This is a genomic window from Actinomadura sp. NPDC023710 (genome assembly GCF_040639875.1).
GTDB lineage: Bacteria > Actinomycetota > Actinomycetes > Streptosporangiales > Streptosporangiaceae > Spirillospora > Spirillospora citrea.
On record NZ_JBFAGB010000057.1, the window covers coordinates 12,702 to 32,594 of the forward strand.

General features: G+C 65.5%; 8 protein-coding genes and 1 pseudogene. 4 read left to right on the forward strand and 5 right to left on the reverse strand.

Annotated features, from left to right (window positions below):
- Positions 1-761 precede the first annotated feature (761 nt).
- Complete coding sequence (locus AB0H37_RS40675) at positions 762-905, reverse strand: hypothetical protein (protein WP_360617977.1); 144 nt, start codon at positions 903-905, stop codon at positions 762-764.
- 897 nt (positions 906-1,802) lie between these two features.
- Between AB0H37_RS40675 and AB0H37_RS40680 the strand changes: the two are divergent.
- A pseudogene (locus tag AB0H37_RS40680) lies at positions 1,803-2,006 on the forward strand (transposase); the annotation flags it as partial.
- 144 nt (positions 2,007-2,150) lie between these two features.
- Here AB0H37_RS40680 and AB0H37_RS40685 read toward each other — a convergent pair.
- The 4 genes from AB0H37_RS40685 to AB0H37_RS40700 all read right to left on the reverse strand — a co-directional run bounded on the left by AB0H37_RS40685 (position 2,151) and on the right by AB0H37_RS40700 (position 6,723).
- Positions 2,151-3,491 (reverse strand): hypothetical protein, encoded by a 1,341-nt coding sequence (locus tag AB0H37_RS40685; protein WP_360617979.1) that lies wholly within the window; start codon positions 3,489-3,491, stop codon positions 2,151-2,153.
- Positions 3,492-4,802: 1,311 nt separating this feature from the next.
- Positions 4,803-5,954 (reverse strand): HD domain-containing phosphohydrolase, encoded by a 1,152-nt coding sequence (locus AB0H37_RS40690; RefSeq protein ID WP_360617981.1) that lies wholly within the window; start codon positions 5,952-5,954, stop codon positions 4,803-4,805.
- Positions 5,954-6,535: a sigma-70 family RNA polymerase sigma factor gene (locus AB0H37_RS40695; protein WP_360617982.1), complete on the reverse strand. Its 582-nt coding sequence runs from the start codon at positions 6,533-6,535 to the stop codon at positions 5,954-5,956. The genes AB0H37_RS40690 and AB0H37_RS40695 overlap by 1 nt, the downstream gene beginning before the upstream one ends.
- On the reverse strand, positions 6,532-6,723 hold the full coding sequence (locus tag AB0H37_RS40700) for a hypothetical protein (protein ID WP_360617984.1): 192 nt from the start codon (positions 6,721-6,723) through the stop codon (positions 6,532-6,534). Before AB0H37_RS40700 ends, AB0H37_RS40695 begins: the two co-directional genes overlap by 4 nt.
- 887 nt (positions 6,724-7,610) lie before the next feature.
- Between AB0H37_RS40700 and AB0H37_RS40705 the strand changes: the two genes are divergently transcribed.
- From AB0H37_RS40705 to AB0H37_RS40715, 3 genes are all read left to right on the forward strand, one after another.
- Complete coding sequence (locus AB0H37_RS40705; protein WP_360617986.1) at positions 7,611-11,498, forward strand: RICIN domain-containing protein; 3,888 nt, start codon at positions 7,611-7,613, stop codon at positions 11,496-11,498.
- A gap of 104 nt (positions 11,499-11,602) precedes the next feature.
- Positions 11,603-12,649: a hypothetical protein gene (locus AB0H37_RS40710; protein WP_360617987.1), complete on the forward strand. Its 1,047-nt coding sequence runs from the start codon at positions 11,603-11,605 to the stop codon at positions 12,647-12,649.
- Between the two features lie 80 nt (positions 12,650-12,729).
- On the forward strand, positions 12,730-19,887 hold the full coding sequence (locus AB0H37_RS40715; RefSeq protein WP_360617988.1) for a polymorphic toxin-type HINT domain-containing protein: 7,158 nt from the start codon (positions 12,730-12,732) through the stop codon (positions 19,885-19,887).
- Positions 19,888-19,893: the final 6 nt, after the last annotated feature.

Here is a 19,893-nt window from a genome sequence, read left to right on the forward strand (position 1 = left end):
CGCTCGAGCTGAGAGGAGGGGTGTGCCGGGTCTAGGACCAGGACCATACGATGCGAGACAGGCACGGCCTGGCCATCGGTATGTCGTTACGGGTGGGCATGGGACACGCCCTCCTGCTGCGCGTTCTCTGCCAAGAGGGTGCAGCCCGGCCACCGGTAGGAGCGGCAGAGGCGCTGGCGTGGGAGGTCCTCGACGCACGTGAGTGTGCCAGCCTTGGTCTTCTCGGCTCCGAAGGTGGTGGCTGCGCGGGCGCCGCATTGATGCGCCACGGTTGTCGAGGCCCTGTCGACGTGCTGTGACGGCCCGGCGCGGCGTGCCGGTCTACGCTTTGGCAGCAGCACCCGTGATTGACCAGAGGCGCGCGACGGCACCAGAAGAGGCGCCCTCCGAGCCTGCATGCTGGAGGGCGTCCCCCCTTTCGTGCGACCGACCAGGGCAGCCCGGACCAATACCGCCACGGTGCCCGGCGGCCCCGTACCAAAAATGCGATGCGCACGCCGAGCCGACATGTCGCCGCGTCAACACGCCCGGTTCGGCGGTGGCAGCTAGCACCACCGTGAGCGGCCGGCCGCTCAGCGGCCCCAGGCTCGCGAGGCCTTCCATGAGCCGCTCGTTCGCCAGTAACGAGTCCTCACCGAATGGCGCCCACCCGGTCTGGGCTCGTGCGAGCAGTTCGGCGAACTGCCGCAGATCCGCGCTGCGGCGCTGGCGAAACAGCTGACGCGATGTTGCCGCAGCACTGCCCGCGCATAATCGATTAGCTAGATGCCGCCGTCCGTGGCCACGGCGAGGTTCCGGCCGCGGAAACCGCTGTGCGCGATGCCGTCACTGTGCAGCATCACGAGGATCTGGGTGAGCCGCACCGCGAGCCTGTTTGTTCCCGCTTCGGCCGTCGTTGAGCTCACCCCCGAACCGACCGACCAACGGCGGGCATACGAGCCCGCGTGAGCTGCTGTGCCTTGGGCGAATTTCATCGCCTGCGGCCTCGTCCGGCCATTACCTTATCCTTCGGCTGTACCGCCCGATCTTCTAAAACGACCCCTCAGGAGGCTCCCCTTCAGCGACGGGCCGCCCCCGCCACGGACTCCCGTGGGGGCGGCCCGTCCGCGCGTCACAGGGCGGGGGCCTCCAGGGTCCGCAGCACCTCGCCCGGCCACGGCGGGCTTCCAGGTTGAAGGCAATGCGTAGTGGACGAAGACGTCACCAGTCCGGCAGTGAGGCGGTTACTGAGGGCGGAGAGGTCCTGCACCAGGATGAAAGCGATGGGGAACCGGATCTGGCTCACGTCGGGCGAGCCCTTCTGCGCGGCCACGTGCAGCGGCGTGTCGAAGGTCCACAGTCCCCCAGGGGGTCAGCCCCCGCTTCCAACCGTTGCCGGAACTTCTCCGGGTGGGTGAAATCGCCGTGGACATGACGGACCAGTCCGGTTGACCGTCGGTCGTATTCATCCCCTGTCGCAGCTCAAGACCTGCCGGTGGCCCGAGGGGAGACGTGTGCCTCGGGCCACCCACACGAGCTTGTCGCCCGCCACTGACAACACTTCGTCGCTGTCGCTGGCAAGAACGCGCCGCGCAACACCTCGGACACCGCGAACAGCGACTCCCGGCTCAACCCAAGCCGAACTGGCCCTCCTCGACAATGAAGACGCCGCCGTGGCACTGACCCCGAACTCGCCCGCCGCATCGCGGCGATCCTGTGCGGCCTGGGCGAGCGAGCGGAGGCTGGGGAGATGTGCCAGGTGTGGTTGGTTCGGGTGAGTCCGAGGTTGATGAGTCGGCGGAGGTTGAGGGCGGCGGCTCGGGCGCGGCATCACCCCTCGCATCGCGCGCCGCGGCATCGAGTCCTCCAACCGGCCCGGGCGCTACCGCTGGGTGGTGGAACGGACGGTGTCGTGGCTGAGCGGATACCGCCGCCTGCACCGCCGCTACGAACGCAAGCCCGAGCACTTCCTGGCCTTCGTCGGCCTCGCCGCCGCCCTGATTTGTCACCGCCGACTCGCCCAATGATATGACGTCCAAGTAAAACGATGCGGCACGATCTCAGCGGTTATTCTGAAGAGCCGTCCGCGTGCAGCAGGACGAGGCAGAGGCTTCGTCGCGCACTCGCGGCGACCGATCGATTGCTCCGGAGTGTCAGTCTGACCAGGTATTTCATTCGTCCTGGGATATGTACTTGGCCCAGATGAGCAGTAGCAGCAACGGTATGGCCATGGCGACCGCCAGCCCTAGAGCGATCATCACCGGCTGCGCGATACGCGTTCCGTGAGTGTTCTCCCATTTCCGCTCTTGGAAGATCAAGCTGAGTGAACCGATGACGAAGACCAGCACGAGAATGGAGGCGTCGACGGTCGGAGTGTAGTCCTCAAAACCAATTTCTAGGAGGTCTTCGGCCGCGTCCGGAAGGAGGAAGTCGTATACGGCGACGAGGTTGCTTCCAGTGAAAGGCGAGGGCATGTCCGCCAGGTAGGGCGTGCTGTTCCAGGCGTCCAGGAAGAACGTGTGGAACTTGGTGTCCGTCACCGCCGCGCACAGCAGCATTGACATGAGGATTCCGGCCCCGGCGGCGAGGTCGGCGCACTTTCCCTGATCGCGCCCCGCCCTGCCGGCGGAAGTGAGGGACAGGAAGATCGTGCGGCCGACCTGCCCCAGAACGGCGATCGTGGCACCAATCACGACAAGGGTGAATATGACGGCGAGGGAAGCCACGACGATGACGCCGATGACGGGCCCAATATAGCGGGAGATCCATGTAGCCAGGCTCTCGATTGCGTCGTCGATCCAGGCCAGGAATCCATCGATCATGCCGAAGTGGATCACGCCGTAAACGGCCGCTGCACCGAGAAGCGCGAGGAGAGCGGCAGGCCAGTGTCGCTCCCTGTGCAGGTAGCGGACCAGAAGAACCAGCCCGATGATCGCCGCGCAGCCCAGCACGATGAAGACGAGCACGGCCAGTACCGGGCTGATCCAGGATATGAAACTCGATATCGCATGCACGATGAACGAGCTCAGCCTGACGAGTACGACCGCCACTTCGCCGATCCAGCTGAACACTGGGATCGCGAGAGCGCCTGCCACGGCGCCCGCCAGGGTGATGGCCAATGGTTGCCAGTGCAATATGACGATCGACCGCACCAGCGCGGCCAGTAGGAGAAGTGGGATGGCGATCAGTGCGAACTGGGTGATGAACCTGTTGTAATCGGCGAACGACGGACTGTTCACGAGATCGTCAAAGCGGATGGCCTCCCTGTTGATCTCGTCCAGGGATCGGCCTGCCCACCGCCAGCCCATGTCGACCCCGGCCAGCACCTTGAACAGCTTGGGGTTGCTCGCCATGAGATATGTGAGGCCCAACGCGATGATCGGTATCAGCGCGCCGCGGGAGAACCCGAACGTGTCGTTGAATAGGCGATCATTACGAAGTACGGTGGGAAGTAAGTTGATCAGCCCGCCTCGACTGCCTGTGGTACTCAGCCCGACGTTCCCGTCTCGCATCGGAACTCCCCCGTCGAAGCCGAACGCCGACTCAGGCATCGGCCCCTAATGCGATCATGGTGAGTCAGTATCGACTATATGTGCGTTCAGATTAGCCTGAGATCTCGGAATCGCATCCACCCTTCGCGGGACTTAGCGTTCCGGGGTCGACATTTCGGCGTTAACCCGGATTCATTGGCAGTAATTTCACGGTATTAGCCGACCGGTTGATGAACTTCGAGCCGCCGCAACGCTGGACGGTGAGGGCCGCCACGGCGGCAAGCGCCCCACGTACTGCAGTAAGGAGCACGCCGACCATACGGCCGCGCCGGGCGGATCCGGGGGCGTAGCCGTGCAGGTCGATCGGCAGGGGCTCACGGGCGCGGTGTTTCGCTGCGGTTCCCGTGTCTGCCTCTGAACGGAATGTGGGTGGAGCGGAGTACCAATCGATGACAGATGAGCGTGAGGAGCCGTGAGTTAGCCACCGCACGCGCACCGAGGAGGACGCCGCGCTGGGCGAACAAGCCGACCGGTGCACTGATCGAACCCGCGCGGCGTTCCGGCTACTTTGGGTTAGCGCGGTCGTTGGCATTAAGTGTTAATCGTGGGAGATCGCAACGGACCTGATATTCCCTGAGGTGCGCTGTGGAGGAGCAAAGGATGCTGTCTGACCTGCGGCGTTGTTGAGAGGCGGCTTCCTCTGGGCTTGATTGATCGTGTTCACACCGAAGAGGCCACTGGTTCGAACCCAGTATCGCCCACCCCAAGTTCCCGCAGGTCAGAGCGTTGTCCACCGCGCGTTCTCGCCTGTCCCGATGGCCGCTTCGTAGTCTCGGGAGCCAGCTGGGGGAGCCACCGTACGCTTCGCAGATTTCCGAAGCGCTCACACGGGTGGCCGATCAATTTGAGTGCGTCGTCCGGCGGCCGGTCGAGGTCGGTGACGATAGCCCCGCTGACTGCTTTGAGAACCCGGTTGCTCACTCGGAGTCGTCCGCGTTCTCGGCCCGCCTCGCATCCGCTGTCTGCGCTTGATCGAGTAGCGCCCACGGCTTTAGCGATGACCACAACAACGGTCCGAGTCGCTCGACTGGCCTACCTGGCTGATGTGGAGACATTCCGGCGCTCGCTGTACCGGGAAGACGGCTGACCTGGAGTCGAGGGAACGCTGGCAGTGGGGTTGCTCGTGTTGTGTGAACCGATGCCAAGCGGTGAATTTCGCGGAGCGCCGATCTGGTACTGGCCCCAGCGTTGGTGCCGGCCCACGTTGCTCGGCCGGACGGCGGACGGCTTCGGTACCAGGCTCTAGTTCGGTGATGATCGGGGTTCGCCTGCTCAGGATCGGTCGCATGCGTTGAGTTCCTCCCGTGGGGAGGCCGCTGGGTTGGGTTCTGCGGGGGTGGCTGGGCGGTCTTGTCTGCTGAGGTGCTCGATCTCGTCGCGGTGGGTGCTCAGGACGGTCAGGAAGGCGTGGACGATCTCGGGGTCGAGTGAAGTGCCCGCGCACTGGCGTAGCACGTCGGTGGCTTGGGGGATGGGCCGTGCCAGGGCGGTGCTGCGGGTGGTGATGATGGCGTCGAAGCAGTCGACCACGGCCACCGTCCGAGCGACCTGGGGGATGTCGGTGCCGACCAGGCCGTGGGGGTAGCCGCTGCCATCGAATTGCTCGTGGTGGTGCAAGATCCCGGCGACCGTGTCGCGCATGAGCGGATCGGCGCCGAGGCCGGGGATGGTCTGGGTGAAGAACTCCGGGAGTTCCTGCACAATCGCGGTGCCGTGGTGAACGTGCAGCTGGATGATGCGGTATTCCGCTTCGGTCAGCGCGCCGGGCTTGAGTAGCACGGCGTTGGGGACGGCGAGTTTGCCGATGTCGTGTAGCAGCCCGGCCAGACGGGCCGCCTCGATATGCGCGACTGGCATGCCCAGTTCCGTGCCGAGCAAGCTGGTGAGACGTGAGACTCGCTGGCTGTGCCTGCGGGTGTGGGGGTCCTTGACGTCCATGGCCGCCATCAGCACCTCGGCTAGTGCATCCTTCGTCACGCCGCTTTCGGTCGCTGCGGAAGCCTGCCTGTGGCCCGGTGCGGTCCGGCCCGGGGTCGGGTCGGTTTGTCGAAGACAGGCTGCTTTGAGGATCGCGCGGTGGGCGCGGATCTCCGCGGCTCGCCGTGCGAGTGCCAGAGGGGGGTCAGCATCGACGTCTTGGGCCAGGAGTTCGGCCAGGATGTCGGCGGGGTCATTGATCCCGGCCTTGGCGGCGTGCAGCAGGAGCGTCTCTGCGGCGTGGGTGTCGCCGTGGTCGAGGGCGGTCAGCCCTTGGTCGTAGGCGGCGATGTCGATGTCGACCAGTTCGGCCAGGGCGCGGATGCGCCGGGCTTGACGGGGATCTTGGTGGGCCTGGTCGGCGGCGGTGAGGAAGGAGCGCAGCGCCGTCTGGTCGTTGTACCTGCCGGCGTTGGCTGCCTGGCGGATCAGGTCGTCGATGCTCATCACCGCTTGCCTCCATCTCGGTGCTCGTCGCGCTCGTCTTGGTCGCGTAGTTCGGCAAGTTTCCTTCTGGCCGCATTCAGTTGAGATTTCACCGTTCCGAGGCTGATGCCGAGGATGTCAGCGGTCGCGACCTCCGACAGATCGGCGATCAGGCGCAACCCGGCGACCTTGCGTTGCTGAGCGGGCAGCTGTCCAAACCACCTGGTGAGAGTGTCGGAGAGTTCGACGTACCCGCCCACGTCGATTTGGTCGGGCGTCGTCTCTAAGACGTCTTGCTGCTCGTCGTGGCTGCCGGTCTGACCGCGGTGCGCTGCGGCTCGGTGCCAGAGGCGGATGGCCACCTTGTACAGATAAGCCTTGGGATTGTCGTAGTAGGCGATGGTCTGCCACCGGGTCCAGGCGATCAAGAACGCGTCCTGGACGATGTCGTCGCTGTCGCAGTCCGGGCAGCCCTGCGCCACCAGGAAGCGGCGCAGCAGCCAACGATGCTCCATAAAGAAGGCCGCCAGCTCACCTGTTTGTCCTTCAGTGCCTTCGTGGACTAAGACTCCGCCGATCGCGCCGCGCGCGTTGCCGGTCATGACTCGAGCTCCGCCTCACTGGCTACGCCCGGGCCGGTATCGTTCCGGTCGCCCTGGGCGGTGCTGTGACGATGTTCGATCGGCCGGTGCGCGCGCCGCTGCAGGAGCACCCGGGTCAAGTCCATGCTCGCCGCCACGCAGGCCAGCGTTGCAGCCGCAGCGCGCGAAGCTTCCACCATCAGCGACATCCAGCCGCCTCCTTCTTGTGGTGGTACACGTCGTCCCTTAAAGGCGCTGGCGCCTTCAAAAGTTGGACGTGCCCACGACGGGCGCACTCAGCCGAATCTCAGCTCCTACGCCCGCAGGCCGTTCCCACCGCTTCCGGCCGTCGCGGCGGACTCCTCATACGATCGGCGAGTTGGGTGCTTGGCAGCTGGCCCAGCCGGTTCCCGATCAGGCACAGGGTTTACAGGCCGACCTGCAGTCCCTGAGTCTGTCCGGTAGGTACGGGACGAGCCGGGCAGTAGTGCGCGGCGGCGCGATCCGATACGACCGCGGGGTCGACGACCAACTCGGCCTCGAGGTGCGGGTAGCGAGTGGCGGATCCAGCGCAGCACGGTGGAGCGCATCAGAGTCGCCCGGCGAGGCGGTTGTTTCGGTCGGCAGCGCTCTTCCCTGGAGCCTCGCCGCGTCACCGGCCACCTCTGCTCCTCACCATCACCCGTGACCTTGTGGCCAAGGTGGAAAGGGCTCCGTGCTTGCGGTCTGATTAGCAGCCCGCTGGCTCGTTTGAAAGACCCTTCCCGGCCACAGATCCTGAAGTCTGCGGATACAGGGGAACGAAGAGTAGCGATTTCCGTGCGACCTGTTACGCAAGGGATCCTTCCATGGCAGTGCCGACCGAAAGACGCGGATGCCCCCACCATGGTTGGCGGAAGTCGACGGTGATCTAGATCACAAAAGACCGAAGATGATCACTCTTCCGGTTCGGGGAACGTCGGTTTATGTTTAGGGCGACTTTAGGTGGATTTAATCTTGCGAGGTCGTTTTGCGCGTCCGTGTTGGTAATGGTTCGCCGTTTCCGTCATGGGTCATTGACGCACTGTGTCGGCGCTCCAGGGTTCTCTCCGGATTGATGGCGTCTGTCCTGGTGGCCTCGCTGCTATCCGTGCCACCTGCCCTGGTGCATGCGGACGAGGCCGGCCCGACGCCGACGCCTATCGACGCCGCGCTGGCAAAGGCCAAGGAGACCGGCGATCCGGTAGAAATCGCTGGTCAGACGTCGGAAAGCAGAAAGCTTTCCGCGCTGCCTGATGGCCAGTTCTCGTTCGAGACGTCGCCGGTGCCGGTTCGTGTGAAACGCGATGGGGTCTTTCACGACGCTGATCTGACCCTGGAGCGGACCGCCGAGGGCGGATACGCCTCGCGGATGTCGGTCAACGGAGTCACTTTCGGCGCCGGAGGCGACGACGTGCTGGCGACGATGACCAAAGACGGGAAGAGTCTCACGCTTACATGGCCCGGAGCCAGGCTTCCGGCTCCGGTCCTGGAGGCTGAGAGCGCCACCTACGTGGACGGCGGGGGCGTGGGGGTGGACCTGGTGGTCAGGTCGACGCCCACCGGCTGGTCCCACTACGTGGTGGTGAAGACACCGGAGGCGGCGCGCGATCCCGAATTGGAGAAGATCGAGTTCGGGGTGAGGGCCTCCGGAGTGCAGTTGAAGGAGCTCTCCGGCGGTCGGCTCGCGGCGGTGGACGAAGCCGGAAATGAGGTGTTCACCGCGCCAGAGCCGTTGATGTGGGAGGGGACCGAGAACGGCGCCGTCACACGGACGTCTCCCGAGGCCGTTGCCGCTGGGCCCTCGCCTGAGGCGTCCTCCCGGCCGTTGGGAATCGAGGTCACCTCGGGGTCACTGGCGCTGGTACCGCATCAGGAACTGCTCACCGCACCCGACGCCAAGTTTCCGATCGTGCTCGACCCGTCCTGGCAGACGTGGAACGGCGGGCGAGAGTCCGACGATGCTCAGGGAACCAAGGGGGCTGGCTGGGCTTATGTCGATCGGACGTGGCCCGACTCCAAGTACTGGAAGCCCGACCGGCTGCCCACCGGTCGCGAAGTCGAAGACTACACCGACAAACGCTCCTACATCCGGATGGACACGACCCCCATCCACACATGGTCCGGAAGCGTAAAGGTGAAAATCAATTCTGTTGACATCACCTTCGACGCCATGCATGCCTGGTCGTGCACTACACGAGACGTGCGCTTGCTCAATGTCGAGCACATCTACTCGACTACTTCATGGAATACCCGGTCAGGTGCCTACATCCCTGACGGCTCCGGCTGGAGCAACAACTTCTTGGCCAGTGCACCGGTCAATGTAGGTCGTCCTGAATGCGGCGATAACGGAACCTCCAATGATGTTCACTTCGCCGGTGGAAACCTGACCAGAGTGGTGCAGTGGGCCACTGACCACAAGTGGGATTTCTTCACCATGGGCCTGTTCCCAGATGAAGATTACAACGACACCCACACCTGGAAGGTCATGGATATCGACCCGCGCATGGTCGTGAAGTTCTCCCGGTATCCCATGCCGACCAAGGACGTCCACATGAGGAACGGAGGGACGACCAAGTACGGATGTGTGCGGGGCAGCGGTCGCCCCTGGATGGGCGTTTCCAAGGACCGGACGGCCAACGCGCTGATCACCGACTACGACGGCGACAACTCAGGCGGCTTCGATGGGCAGCTGCTGGCCGCGGAGTACGAACTCGCTCCTCTCGGCAAGCCCGAAGAGAGTTGGAAGCGCTACGTCCCTCCGGGGGACAAGTTTCAGCATGCCGCTTCCGACGGCTACTTGCATGCCTCGTTGACGGTCGTCAAGGGTGATGATTTTCCGGCCACCGCCGATGGCGGAACGAGCTGGATGTGGCGAGTGCGGGGGATGGACGACACGAACCTGTACGGGCCGTGGTCGGAGTGGTGCGAGTACACGGTGGACGCTCGCAGGCCGAACACGCCGGTAGTCTCCTCCCCTGAGTATCCTGCCGGAGCGACATCGGGATACGACCCGGCCGCACGCAAGTACGTGCCGGGCACCTTCACCTTCGCGCCCGCCAGTTCAGCCGATGTGGTGAAGTTCCACTACAGATTCGCCGACGGGGCCGAAGGGACGAAAACGGTCACGCCCGGGGCATCCTCCACGGTCGCGTGGACGCCGACCCGCTTCGGACCCCAGTGGGTAGAAGTAACCGCCTACGACCGGGCAGGCAACCCGAGCGCGGCCAAGAAGTACGAGTTCGGTGTGGAGCAGCCCCCGCGTGACGCCGCGTGGTCGATGGACGAGCCCACCGGCAACGTGGCCGGCGCGGTCGGACCCAGCGGTGCCGCGAACCCGAACGCCAACCTCGTGTTCAACGGAGGCGCGGTGTTCGGGCAAGCGGGCAATCTCGGTGCTGGCTCTCCGACCGACCGTGCAGTGCTCCTCAACGGTTCGACACAGTTCGGCGAAGTGAAGCCCTGGACGGACCCCGGCGGCAACCCGGTCACGCTGGTGGACACCGGCCAGCGCTTTATGTTCTCGACATGGCTGAAGCTCGCCTCCGTCCAGGGCGACCAGGTGGCGATCAGCCAGGCTGCCGCTGACGGCACCGTCTTCGAACTCGGCTGGCTCGGCGGGAAATGGGCGTTCAGGCACCGAAAAGCCGACGGCACCGTACTGACAGCTGTCACGCGGGATATGGCGCAGGCGGGAGACGGGCAGCCGTGGACCGCTCACTGGGCGTCCCTGATGGGCGGCTACGACCCGCTCAAGCAGGAACTCTGGCTCCGTACCCAAGCTGAGGGAAGCCGCGAGGTCTGTGTTCCTGACGAGCCATGGAACTGCTCCACCACCCGGATCATGGCGCCCGAGGTGAAGACGGCCGCCACGACGTGGACGCCGGCGGCCGGCTCCGGCCCCCTGCTGGCAGGCGCGACGCCGAACGGCTCTACCAAGACGTCGTTCTGGAACGGCTGGATCGACGATTCCCAACTGTGGCCGCTGGCCCACCCCGATGAGTCGGTTCTGAACGTGATCTACACCGAGTCCGTCCAGGACCACGAGTTCGCAGGAAAGACGCTGCGCCTGGTGAACGTCAACTCCGGCCACTGCCTGGACGTCGCGGGAGCCGGAACGGAGAACGGCACCAACGTGCAGCAGTGGAACTGCAACACTCACCCCGCGCAGGACTGGCAGTTCATCGAGGCGGGCGACGGTTACTACAAGCTGATCAGCGCCAACAGCGGAAAGTGCCTGGACGTTGACGGAACCGATGGCTCCGGCACCGCTGACGGGCGCAACGTGTGGCAGTACGAATGCAACGGCAGCACGGGCCAGCAGTGGAAGCCGGAGAAGAAAGCCGGCGGGTACCAACTCAAGTCACGTCGGAGCGACAAATGCCTCGCCGTGGACTCGGCCTCGGCGGCCCCCGCCGCGAACGTCCTGCAGTGGTCGTGCACTGAACCGGTCACCGAAGAGCAGTTGTGGAACATCACCACACTGAAACGCCATCATCTCGACGGGATAACGCACCGGCTGCGTGCTGCGAGCACTCAGAAGTGCATGGACGTCGCAGGCGCTTCCACGGCGGACAAGGTCGTTGTGATGCCTTGGGAATGCAACGGCGGGGATTGGCAGAAGTGGAAGTTCTCCGATTACGGGGACGGCTACTACATGCTCGCCAACGTCAACACTCTCAAAGGCGACCCGTCAGCGGCCAGGTGTCTCGAGGTGGCCGATGCGCAGACGCAGCCCGGTGCCGCCGTCCAGCAGGCCACCTGCGAACCAGGCGCTGAGCAGCAGCTATGGAAGGTCGTCGGTGTCGCCGACGACGGCGACCTCGGCTACCGATTGATCGCCAAGCACAGCTCCCTCGTCGCCGACGCCCACGACGAGGGAGCCCCTGAAGCAGCACGGGTGCTCCAGGCAGAACCAGTGGAACCGATCCCACCACACCAGATCTGGAAGCTGGAATACCAGTAATAGGGCTAGCGGTCATGCTGCCCCGCAGGGCCCGGGCAGTGAGTGTCTTCGACGGTTCGCCACAGTGGCAACCGCGCATGGAATTGACGGGATTGAGCTCGAACATGAAGAACGCAGTGCCGGTAGTGATGGGCGGCGGGATGCTGCTGGCAACACTGGTTGCCTTCCCGGCGCAGGCGGCAGAGTCGGAGATTCCGCAGCGCATTGTGGTCGATCCGGTGGCGACGCAGAACTGGGACGCCGATGTCACGGTGACCGGGCAGGTGCAGCAGAACCGGGGGGCCGGGTGGGTGGCGGCGCCGGCGGGGCTGGTGGTGCATTTCGACAGCCCGGACGGCGAACTCCAGGTAACGGCGACGGTCCAGGCCGGCGGCCGTTTTCGAGCGACCCTCTTCCCCGGACCGGGCAACATCATCGCGCGGGTGGCCGGCTACGGGCAGGTGAGCGAGACATCGGCACGGGTGCTCGGCTGGATCAGCCGGCTGTACATCGACACCGCGCTGGGCGACCGGGAGACCAACCCGGTCTATCCGATCCGCGGCAAGGCCTTCGAGGTCCGACGGACGTTGAAAGCGGTGCGCGGCGAGGCGCTTCCGTCGCGCAAGGTGACCTTGTGGTGGGCGCCCAAGGGCACCTCCGGCTACCCGAAGACCGGCTGGAAGCAGGTCGGCTCGGGCCAGACCGATGCCAAGGGCAGGGTGAAGATCAGGGCGACCGCGTGGACGACCGGGTGGCTGCGCACGAGTTTCGCCGGTGACGCCGCCTACGCCAAGGTCGAGTCGGGCTACCCGTTTTCGGTGTACTACAAGACCGGTTTCGCCGGCTTCAACGCCTCCCCGGAACCGGCGCGCAAGGGCCAGTACCTGACGCTCAAGGGCCGGTTGATGCGGTGGTCCTCCTCGGCTGGCTGGCAACCGGTCAAGGGCAAGTGGGTGAGCGCGAAGTACCGCCTCAAGGGACAGACGACCTTGCGGACGCCGTCTTGCACCAACGGTGGGGACGCGACCGACTCGGCCGGCTGGTTCCAGATGCGGTGCAAGACCCCGGCGGACGCCACCTGGATGGCCTACTACCTCAGCCCCTACGCCGCACCCGGCACGGGCAAGACCGACCTTCCCGCGCAGGCCACCGACTACGTGGACGTCCGCTAACCGACCGAACCCCAGAGTGACTGCCCGGCCAGTGACCGTGCCGTGGCAACCGTGGTGCCTTCCAGAGAAATGAGGCGTCAGTGAAGGGTGTGTTGCGTGCGCTGAGCCGAGCGCATGGGCTGATCACCGCGGTGGCGGTCGCGCTGGCGCTGGCATTGCTGGCCGGGGTGGCAGGTGAGGCGGCGGCTGCGGGACGTCCCAGCCTGTCCGAGGACGGCGCCGACCGTCGTCCGGGCGCCCAGAAGACGCCTCGCATCAAGGGCAAGAGGCTCAAGGTCCGGCCGGGCAAGCCGCCCGGCACTGCCGGAACACCGATCTCGGGCAAGCCCCCCTCGCCGGTGTGGCCGAAGCCGGGCCAGGGCATCGCGGTCCTGTCCAAGCTGCGCCCGGGCGCGAGCGGCCAGGACGGGAGAGCCGCCGGAGTATGGGTGCGTGCGGGCAAGTTGCCGGTGTGGGCGGGAGCGCCCCCGACTCGCAGGGGGGAGCGATCTGCCGCTCCAGGGGTTCCCGAGCGCGTGCAGGTGAAGATGGCCGACCGCAAGACCGCAAAGGCCACCCGCGCCGAAGCGGTCATGTCCTTGTCGGCGCCGCAGGCCGGCAACGTCAGAGTCGGGCTGAGCTATACGGAGTTCAAGAACGCCCACGGAGGCGACTGGGCCTCCCGTCTGCGCTTGGTGAAGCTGCCGGCGTGTGCACTGAACACCCCGGAGCAGACGCGGTGCCAGCAGCGCACCGTGCTGCCCACAGTCAACGACACCAAGACGGCGACACTGTCGGCAGACGTGTCCGTGGCTGCCGAGCCCGCGCAAAACGCCACGGGCACCGCGGGGACCGCGACGGTGTTGGCCGTGGAGGCCGGCCCTTCCGGACCGTCCGGCGACTGGGGCGCCACCAGCCTGTCCCCGGCGTCCAACTGGACCGCGGGCAGTAATACCGGCGAGTTCTCCTGGAGCTATCCGATGCGGCTGCCGCCGGTGCCCGGCGAGCTGATGCCCGAGGTCACCATCGGCTACAACTCCGGGGCGGTAGACGGCAAAACCGCCGCCGACAACTCCCAGGCGTCCTGGATCGGCGACGGTTTCGACTACTGGCCGGGATACATCGAACGCAAGTACAAGCCTTGCATCGATGCCGGCCACGCCTCCGGCGACCTCTGCTGGGGACGTCAGAACGCCGTCCTCTCCCTGAACGGCCGGTCCACAGAACTGCTGTACGACAGCACCGCCCAAACGTGGCGCCCCCGCAACGACGATGGCTCCACCATCGAGCGGCTGACGGGCGCAACCAACGGTGACAACGACGGCGAGTACTGGAAGCTGACCGATCTGGACGGGGTGGAGTACTACTTCGGAGTCAACCGTCCTGACGACTGGAAGAGCGGTGAAAAGGAGACCGACTCGGCGTGGACCGTGCCGGTCTTCGGCGACGGCTCCAGCGAACCCTGCTATGACAGCAATTTCAAGGACGCCTGGTGCCAGCAGGCTTGGCGATGGAATCTCGACCACGTTGTCGACCCGCACAACAACACCATCACCTACTACTACGGTAAAGAGACCAACAATTACACCCGCTACCAGCAGACGAGCGGGGGCACCAGATACGACTCCGGCGGCTACCTGAGCCGTATCGACTATGGCCAGCGCAAGGGCTCCAGTTACGCCACCCCGGCCACCGGCCGCGTCCGCTTCACCCTGTCCGACCGGACGGACCTGCCCGACGACCGCATCTGCGACGACGGGGACACCTGCGGATACGCCAAGACCTCGCCGACCTTCTTCAACCGCAAACGCCTGACGAAGATCACCACGAAGCTTCGCAACAACCAGGTGGTCAGCACCGAGGACCCCGGCTATGCCACGGTCGACATCTGGGACCTGGGGCAGACGTACCAGAACGGCGCGCTCTGGCTGCACACCATTGACCAGACCGGCCACGACGGCGGCGAGACCAAGGCTCCGCGCATCACCCTGTTCGGCCAACTCATGACCAACCGCGTGGTCACCGGTCGATCCGGCACCGGAGTCGACGCCCTTCCCGGATACGACCGGCCCCGCCTGGTCGGCATCGACAACGGCACCGGCGCCACAACGAGCGTCGGTTATTCCGACCCCTATGCCGACCCGACTCCGGCCGGGGACTGCGTCTATTCGGCCGGCAACATGCCCGACCCCAAGCACAACACCAAACGATGCTTCCCGGTGAAGTGGGAACAACCCGACGGCAAGCTGATCAACGACTGGTACCACAAGTACGTCGTCGGCTACATCATCGAGGCCGACAACACCGGACAGTCCAGGTCCCAGATCACCAGCTACGGCTATCTCGGCGACGCCGCGTGGCGGTACGCCGAGGACGACGGCATGACCAAGGACAAATGGCGCACCTGGTCGCATTGGCGCGGCTACACCAAGGTCCGCACCGTCACCGGCGACGGCCAGAACGGTGAACAGCAGTCCCGCACCGAGACCACCTACGCCCGCGGGATGGACGGCAACTACCAGGGCAAGGGCAATGCCCGCGAAAGTGTGACGGTCTCCGACTCCAAGAACCTGCTCGGCGGGATCAGCGATCTCGACCCCCTGGCCGGGGCCGTCCTGGAGACGCGTACCTTCAACGGCGCCTTCACCGACGCCGCCGAGACCGAGGCGAGCGTGTCGCGTCCCAAGTGGACCAAGACCATCAGCCGCACGTTCCACGACACCAACTCCGACGACGACATCACCGTCGACGGTGGACGCGTCCAGCCGCAGTGGACCCGGGGCCGCTCCCGCAAGGCCGACGGCACCGACTTCAACACCCAGACGACCTACGACTACGACAGCCTCGGCCGCACTGTCGCCGTCGACAACGAAGGCGACATCACCACCTCCGCCGACGACACGTGCTCGCGCACCGTCTTCCCCAGCGGCACCGCTCCCGCCGGCGCGATCCAGACCCTGCCGGTCCGCACCCTTTCCGTGGCGGTCGACTGCGACAACGACGCCAGCCACGAGCCCAACCTGGTCCCCGCCGACATGATCTCCGACGCGAAGATCATTTATGACGGCAAGGGTTACGGCGCCTATCCAACGGTCGGCAACGCCACCAGCGCAGAGAAGGTCACCGGAGTCTCGGGCGGCCGCTCCACCATGACGACCGCCGGCACCACCACCTACGACGGCTACGGCCGCGTCCTGCAGACCACCCAGGTCGGAGACCCCGCCACCACCGGCGACGACCGCACCACCAAATCGACCTACACCGACGCCGCCGAGGGCTGGCTGAAATCCAGCACCCTCACCACGCCGCCCGTCAGCGTAGGCGGCGCGGCGCCTGCGGGATTCACCACGACCATCGAGTACAACCCCGCCCGCGGCATGCCCACCAAGATCACTGACCCCAACGGGCGGGTCGGGGAGGGCCAGTACGACGGGTTGGGACGCCTCGTCCGGGCCTGGCTCCCCAACAACACCCGCAACAGCAATCCCGACCGGCCCTCGACCACCTACGCCTACGCCTTCCCCGCCGACGGCAACCCGGTCTCGGTCACCACCAAGACGCTCACCAAGACCAACCCCGTCACCTATGAGACCTCCGTCGACCTGCTCGACGGCATGTTGCGCCCCCGCCAGTCACAGAACGAGGCGGCCGGCGGCGGACGGACGATCACCGACACCAAGTACGACAGCCGCGGCCTGGTCTACAAGACCAACGCCGCCTACGTACTGACCGGCAACCCGTCAGGCGTCCTGACCACCGCCGACGACAACCAGGTCCCGAGCCAGACGCTCAGCACCTACGACGGCGCCGAACGGGTCCTCACCACCACGCTCTACAGCTTCTCCACCAAGAAGTGGGCCACCACCAACCAGTACGACGGTGAGCGCACCACGGTCATCCCGCCTTCAGGGGCGATGCCCTCGGCCACACTCACTGACGCTCTGAGCCGGACGGTGGAGACGCGCCAGTACAAGACCGCCAACCTGACCGGCACCTACCTGGCGACCACCGTCGCCTACGACGGTGCGGGACGACCGGCCGAGTCCCGCGACGCCGCAGGCAACCTCTGGAAGAGCACCTACGACGTCCAGGGCCGCCCGGTCACCAGCAGCAGCCCCGACAAGGGCGCCTCTACCGTCACCTACGACTTCTTCGACCAGGTCAGCACCGCCAAAGACGGCCGCGGCACCACGCTCGGCTACCGCTACGACAACCTCGGCCGTCCACTGGAGGTCAAGAACGGCACGACGCCGCTGACCTCCATGACCTACGACACCGTCCCCTACGCCAAGGGCCTGCCCGCTACCTCCACCCGCCACATCGGGGACGACAAGTACGTCACCGCCATCACCGGCTACGACGGGCTCTACAACGCCAAGGGGACGACCGTCACGATTCCGGCGTCCGAAGGCGCGCTCGCCGGGACCTACACCACCACGCAGTCCTACAACTTCAACGGCTCCCCGCTCACCACCTCCTACCCTGCGGTCGGAGGCAGCACAGGTCTGCCCGCCGAAGACGTCACCACCGAGTACAACGACGACGGCCTGCCTGAATGGACGCACGGCTTGGCCACCTACGTCGCCGACACCGTCTACGACGGGCACGGCGACATCACCCAGCTGGCCATGGCATCGGTGTCGGACAAGTTCCTCTGGCAGACCTTCGACCGAGATCCGGCCACCAACCGCCTGACCCGCTCCACCGTCAAACGCCAGTCTTCGACCGCCACCTTCGACCTGGAAACCAAGTACGACTACACCGATGCAGGCTCGATCAGGTCGATCCTGACCAACGCCGCCGGCAAGTCGCCTGACCGCCAATGCTTCACCTACGACTACGCCCAGCGCCTCTCCGAGGCGTGGTCGACCACCAACTCCGACTGCAATGTCGCGCCGACCGCCACCACAATCGGCGGCCCCGCCCCTTACTGGACCAGCTACCAGTACGACGCCACCGGCAACTACGGCGACAAGGTCGGCAACCGCACCAATGAAGTCCAGCACGCCTTCACCGGCGGACCCACCGCCGACAAGACCCGCACATCCACCTACCCCGCGCCCCTTGGCGACAGCGGCCTCAACAGCCCACACGCGCTGAAGTCCCTCAGCGAAACCGACGGCACCACCGAAACCACTGACCTGTACACCTACGACCAGGTCGGCAACACCATCACACGCCCCGGCCAGAAACTGGTCTGGGACGCCGAAGGCAACCTGTCCAAGGTCACCGATGACGCTGGCAAGGAGCTGGCCAGTTACATCTATGACGCCGCAGGCAACCGCCTGATCCGCAAGGACACCAACGGCAAGACCCTCTACCTTCCCAGCCAGGAAGTGAAGGTCTCCCCAAGCGGAACCATCACCGCGGTCCGCTACTACAGCCACGCCGGCCAGAACGTCGCCTACCGCACGGGCACCTCCAGCTCCACCGTCCAGTTCGTCGTACCCGACTACCAGGGCAGTGCCGACACCACAGTCAATGCCGTCGACCAGGACAACTGGAGCGTCCGCCGATTCGCGCCCTTCGGCAACGAGCGCAGCAGCCCGATCGGTCTGTGGCCCACCCTGATGGACAAGGGCTACGTCGGCGGCACCAAGGACACCACCACCGGCCTCACCCACCTGGGCGCACGGGAGTACGACCCGGTCACCGGCCGCTTCCTCAGCGCCGACCCCGTCACCGGCGGCGGCGACCCCCTCACAGCCAACGGCTACTCCTACGCCGGCAACAACCCCGTCGACCACGCAGACCCCACTGGCCAGTACCGCGACGGCGGCTTCCGAGTACCCGGCAGCGCCTACGGCAACGATGGACCGCGCGAACGCTGGGACAATGCCAACCAGCACCGCAACTCCTTCAGAAGAGGAGGAGGGGGCGGCGTCTACCTGGCGCCACCGCGCGCACCGAGTGGCGGCGGTTGCTGGGTCGGCTGCAACGGCACCGTGAGTGCGAATCCGGTACCGGTCAAGAAGCCCTGCGGCTGGAGCTGCAAGGTCGGCAAGGTCGGCGGCTTCCTGAAGAAACACCAGGCCACCATCGCCGGCATCGCAGCAGGCGGCCTCTGCGCCGCCGCCACCGGCGGCACCGCCGTCGTCGGCTGCGCTGCAATCGGCGGATGGGTCTACGGCGTGGTCTCCTACCACCAGAACACACCATCCGACCAACAAACCCTCGTGGGCGGCTTCAAAGCCGGCCTCACCGGCGCAGCGATAGACGCAGGCCTCGCGGTAAGTGGGCTGCTAGCGGCCAAAGCCGCGGCGCCCGTCCTCAGAAGAGTCGCCCCCAAGATCGTCCAGAAGGTCGCCGGTAGGGCGAAGGGCGGCGCCCCAGGCCGCGGCGGCAGCGCGGCCAAGACAGCACCCGCCGCCGCCAAGAAAGCCGGAAAAGCAGCAGCCGACGCCCCTGTCGCAGGCGGAGCAAAAGTTCCATGTAACAGCTTCGTGCCGACCGCCCACGTCCTCATGGGCGACGGGTCAAGCAAACCGATCGACAAAATCAAGGTCGGCGACATGGTACTCGCCACCGACCCGAGCACCGGGAAGACCGCCCCACAGCCTGTGCTCAGCACCATTACCCGCAGCGGAGCCAAGCACCTTGTCCAACTCACCGTCGACACCGACGGCAACCACGGCGGCAAAACCGGCGCATTGATCGCGACCGACAACCACCCCTTCTGGGTCCCCGCAGCCGGCAAATGGATCGACGCAGGCAAACTCAAGCCCGGTATGTGGCTCCGCACCAGCGCTGGCACCCACGTCCAACTCACCGCAACCAAGGCCTGGACCCAATACCAGCGTGTCCGCAACCTCACCGTCGACACCTACCACACGTACTATGTGGAAGCCGGTACAACCCCTCTCCTCGTCCATAACTGCGAAGGAGTAGCCGTCGTTCATGTTCATAGCCTCCCGGGTAACCCGCTCCACTTTACGATTGAGACTATGGGTCCCGAGGGCAGCGTCATTCATTCGAACTTGATGCCGAGCTTCGATAAGATGCAGACGCCCATCAGTCACTGGACAGGCGGCAGTAGCCCAGTCCAGCTAACGTTCCGACTTCCGAACGGAGATGCGGCTATTGCGTTTCAGCGTAGTTTGATAGGGACGGAACAGGGGCCGTATGATTTGGCAAGAAACAGTTGTCTGACTCACGTCTGCGACGTTCTCCGGGAAGGTGGGGTCGATGATATACCCACCAACGGCCTATTTCGTTGGGCCAGAAATGGGCTCAATTCGGCATATCGCGAAGATGGCTAGTCTAGT

Excerpts from the sequence above, each read along its gene's own strand:
- AB0H37_RS40710 (WP_360617987.1), top strand. The coding sequence starts at position 11,603 with ATGAAGAACGCAGTGCCGGTAGTGATGGGCGGCGGGATGCTGCTGGCA.
- AB0H37_RS40695 (WP_360617982.1), bottom strand. The coding sequence starts at position 6,535 with ATGACCGGCAACGCGCGCGGCGCGATCGGCGGAGTCTTAGTCCACGAA.
- AB0H37_RS40700 (WP_360617984.1), bottom strand. The coding sequence starts at position 6,723 with ATGTCGCTGATGGTGGAAGCTTCGCGCGCTGCGGCTGCAACGCTGGCC.
- AB0H37_RS40685 (WP_360617979.1), bottom strand. The coding sequence starts at position 3,491 with ATGCGAGACGGGAACGTCGGGCTGAGTACCACAGGCAGTCGAGGCGGG.
- AB0H37_RS40705 (WP_360617986.1), top strand. The coding sequence starts at position 7,611 with ATGGCGTCTGTCCTGGTGGCCTCGCTGCTATCCGTGCCACCTGCCCTG.
- AB0H37_RS40690 (WP_360617981.1), bottom strand. The coding sequence starts at position 5,954 with ATGAGCATCGACGACCTGATCCGCCAGGCAGCCAACGCCGGCAGGTAC.